Source organism: Deinococcus marmoris DSM 12784 (genome assembly GCF_000701405.1).
GTDB lineage: Bacteria > Deinococcota > Deinococci > Deinococcales > Deinococcaceae > Deinococcus > Deinococcus marmoris.
Genome location: NZ_JNIV01000127.1, coordinates 1 through 10931, shown reverse-complemented (window position 1 = coordinate 10931; position 10931 = coordinate 1). Strand labels below are relative to the sequence as shown.

At 62.8% G+C, this 10931-nt stretch carries 8 protein-coding genes and 1 pseudogene; 2 read left to right on the top strand and 7 right to left on the bottom strand.

The genetic code is table 11. The annotated features are described in order from the left end of the window. A pseudogene (locus Q319_RS27990) lies at positions 1-300 on the top strand (IS4 family transposase); the annotation flags it as partial. 455 nt (positions 301-755) lie between these two features. Here Q319_RS27990 and Q319_RS0120505 read toward each other — a convergent pair. The 6 genes from Q319_RS0120505 to Q319_RS0120480 all read right to left on the bottom strand — a co-directional run bounded on the left by Q319_RS0120505 (position 756) and on the right by Q319_RS0120480 (position 7122). Beyond that, positions 756-1688, bottom strand: coding sequence for a glycoside hydrolase family 43 protein (locus Q319_RS0120505; RefSeq protein WP_029484295.1), 933 nt, complete (start codon positions 1686-1688; stop codon positions 756-758). Then, positions 1685-2797: a M24 family metallopeptidase gene (locus Q319_RS0120500; RefSeq protein ID WP_029484294.1), complete on the bottom strand. Its 1113-nt coding sequence runs from the start codon at positions 2795-2797 to the stop codon at positions 1685-1687. The genes Q319_RS0120505 and Q319_RS0120500 overlap by 4 nt, the downstream gene beginning before the upstream one ends. A 32-nt stretch (positions 2798-2829) precedes the next feature. Then, a complete protein-coding gene (locus Q319_RS0120495) occupies positions 2830-3858 on the bottom strand; it encodes a glycoside hydrolase family 43 protein (RefSeq protein WP_029484293.1) in 1029 nt (342 codons plus the stop codon). Between the two features lie 2 nt (positions 3859-3860). Continuing rightward, positions 3861-4730: a carbohydrate ABC transporter permease gene (locus Q319_RS0120490; RefSeq protein ID WP_029484292.1), complete on the bottom strand. Its 870-nt coding sequence runs from the start codon at positions 4728-4730 to the stop codon at positions 3861-3863. 2 nt (positions 4731-4732) lie between these two features. After that, entirely contained in the window at positions 4733-5674 is a 942-nt protein-coding gene (locus Q319_RS0120485) for a carbohydrate ABC transporter permease (RefSeq protein ID WP_029484291.1), read from the bottom strand. Between the two features lie 122 nt (positions 5675-5796). Then, positions 5797-7122: an ABC transporter substrate-binding protein gene (locus Q319_RS0120480; RefSeq protein WP_029484290.1), complete on the bottom strand. Its 1326-nt coding sequence runs from the start codon at positions 7120-7122 to the stop codon at positions 5797-5799. A gap of 789 nt (positions 7123-7911) precedes the next feature. On the opposite strand from Q319_RS0120480, the gene Q319_RS0120475 reads away from it, so the two are divergent. Next, complete coding sequence (locus tag Q319_RS0120475) at positions 7912-9516, top strand: glycoside hydrolase family 2 TIM barrel-domain containing protein (protein WP_483782881.1); 1605 nt, start codon at positions 7912-7914, stop codon at positions 9514-9516. A 76-nt stretch (positions 9517-9592) separates the two neighbouring features. Here the strand turns inward: Q319_RS0120475 and Q319_RS0120470 are convergent, their stop codons facing one another. Continuing rightward, complete coding sequence (locus Q319_RS0120470) at positions 9593-10558, bottom strand: ArsR/SmtB family transcription factor (protein WP_029484288.1); 966 nt, start codon at positions 10556-10558, stop codon at positions 9593-9595. Between the last annotated feature and the right edge of the window lie 373 nt (positions 10559-10931).

Here is a 10931-nt window from a genome sequence, read left to right as displayed (position 1 = left end):
GCAAAACAGTTTGCAGGGCTGACCACCTGCCAGCTTCGTCAGACGCAGGCTCTGGAGAACCATTGGAATACTGCGTTCTTCGCGCTCAGTCTGGGACGGGCAGAAGTGCTGCTGGAGGCCGCTGGCCTCCAGGGTCGCCCGGCCACTTCACTGGTGTTTTCCTACGAAGACATCAAGCGGCGGGCCTTCAACCGGCTCTTTGCGTGGCGAATACTGAGCAATCTAGGTCTCCAGGCACGATTTGCCGAATTAGGAAAACATCCGTCCAGGCCGCTGGATTTGGGGGTCAAAGCGGCTTGAGGGTGGTCAAAACTGTCCGAACCATTGCTCATGCGAATTGGCCAAAATTTCGCTCTTTGCCAGGTCAAGCCCTACGCCAACAACTTGCCACAACCGCAGGAATAATTTTCACAGGCAGGTCTTCTAGCGTAACTCTACCTCTACAGCAGCTGAGCTGTCCTCAACCTGCCCCACCACCACCTCGATTCCCAACATTTTGCGAGAGGACCTCGGAAAGTCAGTCGGAAACGGTGCTGCGAGTTTTGAGCTACGACACAGACCAATCGGACGTCAACCTATAACGCAATTCAGCGACAAGGGTAATCTGGAATGAACGCCCCATACGGACCCCGATTGAAAGGTGTTGACAACACCTGAAAATACGAACGGAGTGAGCAGGAGAAAAACGGGTTCCGGGCATGGAGTGCAGGAATTGGCGCTGTCCTGATTTCTGCACGAAACAGACGGAATCCGTATCACTTTACGAGTGCGGCTAATGCGCAGGGCCGCTCTCCCTCCCAGCGAAGATGAGCAGCGTGTAGTTGCCTCCGGGTATGCTGAGCGTCCCAGGCATGGAACATCAAGATGTCTTGGCCATCCAGGGTGGTGACGCTGGCGTGGCCGGGACCAATCAGGGGGCCTGCGGTTCGCAACACATTGGCCCGTAGAGCGGGTTCAGTCCACGGGCCGAGGGGGTGATCGGCAACCGCATGCCCGACGCCGTAGGTTTCATTGGTCCAGGCCCCGCCCGAATACAGCAGGTGAAACTGTCCGTTCCGCCACAACACAAACGGCCCTTCCAGGGTGTGCCAGTCGTACACGCCGCCGTACATGGCCCGCCCCGTCTGATAACGTTGCCAATCGCCACTGGCCCGCACGATCGTCTGCGGTTCACCGAGATGGGTCATGTCGTGCAACGGGGCCACCGCCAGTACCGTGCCGGGACGCTCGCCGCTTAAATCGTCGCGTGCGAAAAACAGCCACCACGAACCGTCCGGGGCCTGAAAGGGGTGCGGATCAATGGCGAACGGCTCGTCCGGAGTCAAGTTCAAACCCAGGTCAATGAAGGGGCCGAGGGGATGCGCCGCCGTCGCCACCCGCAGGTGGTGGCCCTGATCGCCGTGGCCCACCGAGTAGTACAGGTAAAATCTCTGGTCCTGACGCGCGACCTCCGGGGCCCAGTAGTCCAGTGGCTCCGCGCCCAGCGGCTCAAGCGCGCCGCCGTGCGAATTCCAGTTCACGAGGTCTGGCGACGACAGGACCTCGAACACCCGCCCCCCAGTTTCACTGTGTAGACCAGTCCCGTAGGCATAGTACGTGCCGTCCACATTCATCACGAAGGGATCGGCGAAGTAACCGGGAAACAGCGGGCCGGGCGGCAGGGCAATGTCTGCAAGCTGGCGGCTCATGGGCGCGTCCTTTCCATCACCAGCGGGCGGGGCAGGCCGGCCACCGTTGCCTGCGGCCAGGCCGGGTCCAGCGTCAGGACTTCCAGGCCGACCCCGGTAAGGGCGATGGTGTCCTCAATCTTCGCGCCGCGCACGCTGGGGTTCCAGGCCAGGACCGAGCCTACATCCAGTGAGATGGCCGCCCCTGGCGTGGCGATGGCCTCACGCGCCTGGTAGCCGGCCAGGCCGCCCTGGTGGTGTTCGAGCACGGCTCCTGGATCGCCCACTTCACGGTACGCCTCCGCCAGCACGCTGTAAAGGTCCAGGAGGCGCGTACCCGGCACGCTGGCAGCCAGCACAGCGGCCTCAACGGTGCGGACCCTGGCGTGGGCGGCCCGCGCCGCGTCAGGCAGCGGGACGAAGGACACGAAGCGGGTCAGGCTGGCGACCAGCCCGTGGCCGCGCGCACAGACGACCAGCATAGCAACGTTGCCCAGAATCTCGTCCTGCGGCGTGGGGTGGCGGTACAACGGCAATCGGCGCTGGCCAGCCACCAGGGCCAGGGCGTCGTCCAGGCCGCGTCGGCGCAGGGCCGCGCCCGCCAGGGCCGCCAACTCCAATTCCGTCATCTGCGGGGTGGCCTCGAGCAATACCGCGGTCACGGCCTCGGCGGCGGCGCGGCCCACCTGCCGGAACCGGGCGAGTTCGGCGGGCAGCAGCGTGCGCCTGCGGACGAGCAGCGCTCCAGGAAGCGCCTCCTCCGCAGGGCCAGGGCGGTCGCTCAGCACCGGGCCGCCCGGCTGAACAGTGGCCAGGGCCGCCGTCTCCCAGGCGTTCGGATCGCCCCACGGCACGGCCCGCACCGGCAACAGTTGCGCCAGTTCCTCGCCCAGTTGCTCGGCCCGCAGCCGCTCGGCCTCAATGTGATCCGTCAGCACAAAGGCGTCGCGCATCCCGATGATTACCTCGGCCACACCCGTCTCGGCGGTCATCAGGACCGTGCTGGACCCCCCGGCCGTGGCCCAGGCGAACCAGTCGCTGCCGCGGAGACGGCACAGCGAACTGCCCGTCTCCGCCAGCGCCTTGCGCACCCAGGCGAGCTTGGTCTCCACCTCCTGCGCGCGGGTCATGGCCGACGCCTCCGAGGCTGGCATTGGCAGACTCACGGCGTCGGTGCCTGCTGCGGCGTCAGGGTCGGCCCGGCCACCTTGACCCTGCCGCCCGAGAACGTCACCGGCTCCAGGCGCAGGCTGCGGTATCCGCCCGCCGCGTCGGAGGTCAGGGGGGCAGTCCAGGCGTGGTACGCCAGCCAAGTTTTCCCTGCCCCGTCCGTCACCACCGTCTGATGGCCCGGCCCAGCCACTTGCCCCTTGCTGACCAGAATCGGATTTTCCGCAGCCTTTTTGTAGGGACCAGTCACGCGTGAGGCCGTGGCGTAGCCCACCGCGTACAGGTCGCTGTCGTACGGCCCGGCAGAGTACAGCAGGTAATACACGCCGCCCGCCTGGTACAGGGTGGGGGCCTCGATCACGTTGCCCTCCCACAGCTCGAAATTCTGGATCAGGGCGTTGGCCTTGCCAGTCAGCTTGAGGCCATCTGCGCTGAGGGGCTGAAGGTAGATGTTGGTGGCCTGGTTGCAGCAGTTGCCGTCGTTTTTCCACAGCAAGTAGCGTTGGCCGTCCGCGTCCTGAAAGGGGCTGGCGTCGATGCTGCCGCCCTCGGAAAGCTGACAGATCAATGGCTTGCTGGACGAATCCTTGAATGGTCCCGCCGGGGAAGCCGCCGTCGCAACACCAATACACTGACGGCCACTGGCATCGTCCTGTGCGGTGAAGTACAGCGCAAAGGTCTTGCCGATCTGGGTCACTTCGGGAGCCCAGGTGCGTCCGCCCTTGACCCACGGTGGCAACACCGGCATGGCGTCCCCCACCACTTCCCAGCGCACCAGATCGCGGCTGACCGCGTGCGGCACGTTGGCATTGGCGCTGTTGGTGGCGTAGGCGTAGTAGGTCTGGCCAACGCGCAGCAGGCCAGGATCCGGGAAATTCTCGTCCAGAACCGGATTGCGGAAGGTGGGACTGGGGCTGCTAGGGGGGCGGGCCGTTGCTGGGCCGCCGCCGCCTGCCTGGGACGAGGTGGAGAGCAGAAGGGCAGTAAGGCCCACGCCCAGCAGCAGTCTTGAATGCAGCATGGTTACTCCTTGAGGCCGGTGGTGGACAGGCCCGCTTCCAGAAAGCGCTGCGCCACCAGGTAGGCGATCAGCGCGGGAATCGCCGCGAGGGTGGTGGCGGCCATCAACTTGCCGTACTCGGTCACGTAACGCTGCGAGAAAGAGGTGATGCCTACCGGCAACGTCATCTTGTCCACGTCAGTCACGGTGTACAGCGGCCACAGGAAGTTGTTCCACGATCCCATGAACGCGAACACGGCCAGCGTCGCCAGGGCCGGGGTACTCAGCGGCAGGATGATGCGCCACAGGATTTGCAGGCTGTTTGCACCGTCCAGGCGCGCGGCTTCTTCCAACTCACGTGGGATGCCAATGAAAAATTGCCTGAGCAAGAAGACGCCGAAGACCCCGCTCAGGCCCGGCCAGATCAGCGCGTGGTACGAATTGATCCAGCTGAAATTGAGCATCATGATGTATGTAGGGATCAAGGTGACGATGCCGGGAATCATCAAGCTAGACAGAATAAACCAGAACCAGCCGTTGCGCCCCGGAAAGCGCATGCGGGCCAGCGGGTAGGCCGTCAGGGCGCACAGCAGCACGTGCAGGGCGGTAAAGGCCAGCGCCACATACAGCGAATTGCCGGTCCAGCGCAGGATGTTGCCGTCGGGGGAAGTCAGAATTTCGCGGTAGTTGTCGAAGGTGGGCTGCGTGGGAAACCACTGCACCGGCAGTGAGATGGCATCGGCCTCAGATTTGAGTGACGTGGAAAGCATCCAGTACACCGGGGCCAGAAAGATCAGGGCCAGCACGCACAGCAGCGCGAACCGGGGCAACTCACGCGGCATCCGGCGGCGGCGCACGGGCCGCACAGCAGCGGTAGGAGTAAGATGGGTCATCGTCAGTCCCCCTTTACGTCACGCGCCATCAGGCCAAACTGGCCGGCGGTGAAGATCAGCATGATCAGGCCGAAGGCAAAGCCCATCGCGGCGGCGCTGGAATACTGCGCGTTGGTAAAGCCCTCCTCGGTGATGTACTGGATGACGCTTTGGGTGGAGCGGCTCGGTCCGCCGCCCGTAATCACCAGCGACTGCCCGAACAACTGAAACGAGGACAGCGCCGTCGTAACGAACACGAACAGCGTGACCGGAGCCAGCATCGGCACGGTGATGAAACGAAACTGCTGCCACGGCGTCGCGCCGTCCAGCGAGGCGGCCTCATACAGGCTGAGCGGCACGTTGCTCAACGCGGCCAGATACAGCGTCATGTTGAAGCCCAGGGTCCACCACACCGTCCCGATCACAATCGGCACCCAGGCCAGGCCCTCGGTGGAGAGCCAGGGAATGGGCGGGGCGCTCAGTAGCACTTCCCGCGCGGCGTTGACCAGCCCGATCTGGTTGTCAAACATCCAGCGCCACAGAATGCCCATCACCGAGACGGTCAGGATACCGGGCATGAAGAACACGGCCCGGAAAAAGGTGCGCCCGAAGATGGGTCGGTGCAGCAGCAGTGCCAGTCCCAGCGCCGCCGCCAGCAGCAGCGGGACGCTGACAATGGTGAAAAAGGTGGTGTTCCAGAGCGTCTTCCAGAAGAAGTCGGCCTGCGGCGTACCGGGCGTGAACAGGTTGCGGTAGAACTCGGACCCCACGAACGCCTTGACTGGATTGAGCAGGTCCCAGCGGTGCATGCTGATGTACAGTCCATAGCCGATGGGGTATACCGTGAACACGAAGAACAGCAGCGCGTGTGGCAGCAGGTACAAGTAGGGTTCCAGCGGAACGCGGCGGCGCGGCGTGGGGGCCGGAGCCGTGGTGGTCCGGGCGGGCGCTTGGGTAATGGTCATGAACGGGATACCTCGCGCGGAGAGATGTTGAATTGGGCGGCCCGGTTCGCCTCACCCCGCAATCAGGGGGGAAGGGGCCGGGCCACCGCCTACATCACTGGGCCAGAACGCTCAGGCTGGCATTACTGGAAGTTCTTGCGGGCCTGCTCAATCTGCTTATTAGATTCCTTGACACCATCGTTCAAGGCCTGTGGAACGGTCTTTTTGCCGAGATACGCGGCTTCCCACGCCTGATCGAACGGTCCCATCACCTGGCCGACCCAGGGGTAGCCGCTGGTGGCGTACACGCTGTTCAGCCGGTCAAAAATGCCGCTGATGGCGGCCTTCTCAAAGCCCGCGTTCTTGGCGACGGTGGCCTGGGTCGGCAGGCTGCCCGTGGTGGTCCAGGTCAGGTTCTGCGCGGGCAGGCTCATCCAGGCCATGAAATCCAGCGCGGCCTTGCGCTTGTTGGCGTCATAGCTGGAGGTCTGCTTGGGCAGCGTCAGGTGGCTGGAGCCGCCCCAGGCCGCATCCTTGGCGGTGCCACCCACGCGCGGCATAAAGGTGACGCCGAAGTTCATCTTCTGCTGCTCAAAGCGGTCCAGGTACCACTGCCCGCTGGGGAACATGCAGACCTTGCCCTGGCTGAAGGCCGCCAGCTCGGCTTCCTCGGTGCTGTTGGGGCGGGCGACGCCCTGCTTGACCAGATCAACCAGAAACTGCACGGCGCTGACGGCCTGCGGCGAGTTAAAGGCCGCGTTCTGGCTCTTGTCCACCATCTGCCCGCCGTTCTGGAGAATCGCCGCGTAGGCCGCCCGTGCGCCGACCCAGTTGTTGTAAAGACTGACGCCCCAGGTGTCCAGGTTCTTGGGATCAAAGCCTGCCTGCCCCGCCTTCTTGCCGCTCTTGTCCACGGTGCACGCCTGCGCCACTTTCAAAAACTCCTCGCGGGTCTTGGGCGGTTTGCTGGGATCAAGCCCAGCTTTCTTCATCAGGTCTTTGTTGTAGAACATCACGTAGGCCACGCTGGAGATGGGGACCCCATACGCTTGATTCTTGTAGTCGGCTGTGGCGAACAGCGGCCCGAAGAAGTTGGACTTGCTGATGCCCGCCACCTTCAACTCAGCGGGGGCCAGCGGGGACACCGCGCCGCGTGCCACGAAGCCGGTGATCTGGTCCTCGTTGATCACCACCACGTCGGGGGCCTTGCCAGAAGCGACCAGCGCCGGGAGTTGCTGCCAGGTCGTCCCCCACGGCTGCGCCTGACCGCGCACCTGCACGTTGGGGTGGCTCTCGTTGTACTTCTTGATTAGCCCTTCCATGACAGGCCGGTCCGGTCCGGTGAAGCCGTGTAAAAAGGTGAGGTTGACCTTGGGGCCACTATAACTCTGGGCGCTGGCCGAACCAGGGGACGTGGAGAGGGTGACGGCGGCGGTCAGCAGGGCCAGTCGGGACAGGGGTACAGTCATTGAATTCAACCTCCAGTAAGCGGAAACCGCTGTCAAGAAGCCACGCTTCTCAGACATTGGTGTCCTGAACGTTGCCGCATGGTGGCGGCCCGATTTGTCTGCATGGTGTGCAACTCTCACGGTACACCATCGCGGAATACTCGTCAATCCTTTTGTTGTAAATTGATTTAACTTGTGACTTTTAGATATTCCGTTTTGTCTGACCCAATACACCAGTCACAGCTCTATGGCCGACAATCCTCCCCGCTGCCAAGACTGGCTTGGTGTCCCTAGGCCCCTTGTCCGTGAAGGCATGCCGTCTAGGCGTCGGTCTTTTCCATACAACGACACAAGCCGCCAGTTTTATCTGTCCCTCCCAAGTGCTGTAACCGACGCCTTTGCAGCGCGCTGTGCGTACCTCGTCTGCCGCCATTTACATTCCGTAGCGATTTGCCTATTGTAGTTGCGAATGAAGTTGTGAATAAACGATTTATCCTGTGACATCTGGATGCGTGCCTATGACAGCTCAAGGTGTGAAAGCACCGTTTCGGAGGTTTTATGAAGACTCAGCCTGCCCATCCCCGTCCCCAGTTCCAGCGCCCGACCTGGCGTAGCCTCGACGGCGAGTGGCAGTTCGCTCATGATGACTTGGCCCACTGGCAGCAGCCCATGGACGTGATATTCGACCAAATCATCACGGTCCCCTATGCTCCGGAGAGCGTCCTCAGCGGCCTTCATGACGGCAGTTTTCATCCGGTAGCCTGGTATACCCGTCAGCTTTCAGTCGCCCCCCATGAACGGGCGGGGAGAGTGCTGATTCACTTCGGAGCGGTCGACTACGCCGCGCGGGTGTGGGCGGGAGGCCGCCTTGTCGGTCAGCATGAAGGCGGCCATACCCCCTTCACTGTGGACATTACCGAGGCGCTGGGCAAGGACGGTACGGTTGACCTCGTTGTGCGCGCGGAAGACGATCCACATGAGCTGGCCCGGCCCCGTGGCAAACAGGACTGGAGGGCCGAGCCGCACCTCATCTGGTATCCGCGTACCACCGGCATCTGGCAGAGCGTGTGGCTCGAGAGCGTGCCGCAGACCCGTCTGGAGGCCCTGCGCTGGACACCCTGGCTAGACCGCTGGGAACTGGGGCTGGATGTTGGTGTGGCCGGGCCACTGACGCCTGGGCTGCGTGTGCGGGTTCGTCTGTCGGTGGACGGGCGCTTGCTGGCCGACGACACCTACACCCTCACCACCCGTGACCTCAGCCGCCGGATCGCCATTCCCGATCCCGGCATCGACGACGCCCGCAACGATCTGCTGTGGAGTCCCGAACACCCCCAACTGATCCAGGCCACCCTCGAGCTGTTAAACGGTGAACGGGTCGTCGATCAGGTGCAAAGTTACACCGCCCTGCGCTCCGTCGGCAATGACGGGCAGCGGTTTCTCCTGAACGGCCACGCCTATACCCCCAAGATGGTCTTGGACCAGGGATACTGGCCGCAGGGGCTGATGACGGCGACCGACGAGGAGTTGCGCCGCGACGTGGAACTGACCAAGCGGCTGGGCTTCAATGGAGCCAGAAAACACCAGAAGGTCGAGAACCCCCGCTGGCTGTACTGGTGCGACGTGCTGGGACTGCTCGTGTGGGAGGAGATGCCCAGCCCCTACCGGTTTACCCCAGAGGGCGTCGAGCGGCTGACGCGTGAATGGATGGAAGTGATCCGCCGCGACATCTCGCATCCGTGCATCGTGGCGTGGGTTCCGTTCAATGAGAGTTGGGGTGTGCCGGACCTGCCCAGCAATCCGGTCCACCGCGACTATGTGCGGGCGCTGTATCACCTGACCAAAACGCTGGACCCTTCCCGACTGGTCATCGGCAACGATGGCTGGGAACATGTGGCGACCGATCTGCTGGGCATCCACGACTACGCGCACGACCCCGCCGTGCTGACCCGGCGGTACGGCACGCTGGAGGCCCTGGCGCGCGTGCTGACGCAGCCCTTTGGACGCCGCCTGCTGCTGGACGACTTCAGTGCCGAGGGTAAACCGGCCATTCTCAGTGAATTTGGAGGCGTTGCCTACAGCTTGGAGGCTGAGCGGGGCTGGGGCTATCACCGGGTGGGCGACAGCGCGGCGTTTGTGGAGCTGTACGAGGGGTTGCTGGCCGCCGTGCATGACTGCGAGGCCCTGGCAGGTTTCTGCTACACCCAACTGACTGACACTTTTCAAGAGAAAAATGGCCTGCTGACTGAGACCCGCGAGCCGAAGGCAGACCTGGCCCGGCTGGCGCGGGCCACGCGGGGGCCGCGCCATGCGTGGGACATTGACATTGACCCTGACCCCCACCCGCTGGGCTACGCGGAGCGCTGGTGCGAGCGCGGGGTGTGGGCAGCGCCGGGTAGACCTGAAGCCGCAGAATAAACCTGTCGCAAGGTCAGGGTCCGTGACGCTCTGGTCTGGCCCTCCAACCACTACGAACAGCCGGTCAGCGCCCGCCTTAGCGCACCTTGACCGTGCGGGCGTGGCCCGGAAAGGTATAATTAATTCGCATCACCAGATCCTGCTCATAGTTGCCAAAACGTCGTCCGAACAGATTCAAGCCCGAGCAGTTACGGGCATCGGGCTTTACCCCCAGCCGCACCCGGATGTGGTGACTGTCCGTCAAGTTCAACTCCGGAAGGCTGACCCGGGACAGTTTCTCCCCGTCAATGAAGGCCCCATCCTCGCGCACGCTCCAGTGTTTGAGTAAGCCGTGCGAGGTCTGGTCGTCGTTCCACCACGCGGGCGTGAGACGCGCGCGGGTGCCGCCAAAATCGCCGGGGCTGGTCCAGGTTCCCACCTCGGTGCCGTTGACCCAAAGAGTGATGTCTGAAGGCCACTCCGGGTCGTACTGCGGCGCTTCCGAGCAAATTTCCATGCTGAGGTCAAACTGGGTTGGGGCGGCCCCGTAGGGCAGGTTGTTGGGAAACACGTAATCGAGGTGGCCGCTACCGCCGAACCACAGCAACTGGGCGTAGACGTGTTCGGGTTCGTAAAAGGAGCGCGGATCGTCCAGCATGCCGATGATCTTGGTTTCCGAGGCCAGGCCACAGGTCGGCTGCGCCTCCACGTGCGAGTAGTTCCCGATGGGCATGGTAATCGTCACCTGATCGGCCTGCGCCTCCACCGCTGCTCCGGGCATCTTGAACTCCACCTCGTCGTACCGACGCGAACACAGCTTCTGGGATCCTCGTGTTCCAGGTTCGTACTCAACCGTGATCAGGCCAGCGTGGACCAGCTGGTTGAGGTTAAAATTGACCGTGGAATGCGGGAGATCCAGCGCCGCCGCCAGTTCAGAGACATTCAGCGCATTGTGGGTCAGCAGGCTAAGGATGAGCAGTCGAGTTTCGTTCGCCAGTGCCTTGAGGATGGGCAGGGCACTCTCGCCCTCCAAGCTCAGGCTACGGCTTCCAGATGCAGGCATGTCACTCCTTTCATTTCTCGATCCTTCTAAAGGCATCCAGTAGAACTGCTCAATTGCTACGGATGAACCAAAATATTAACAGGCAGAGTTGAGAGTTTCAGAACGTCCGTTGACCCTGCTCCAAGGCTGATCTTGCTAGGGTTTAGTGGAGGGGAAGTTCAGTCTGATTCACACTGGAGACTGACATGGCACACCGTACTCCTCCCCATAAGTAACTAGCGGGTGTAGACTCCGGCATCAGATGACTTGACCCAGAATTGACCCCACAAGACGCTGAGGAGCTTGAACACCTGCTCTTCGCCCGTGACGTGCTGCCCTGTGAACGCAAGCGCTATTTTGCCCTGTGGCACGCTCATCTTGGCAGCTCATCCCG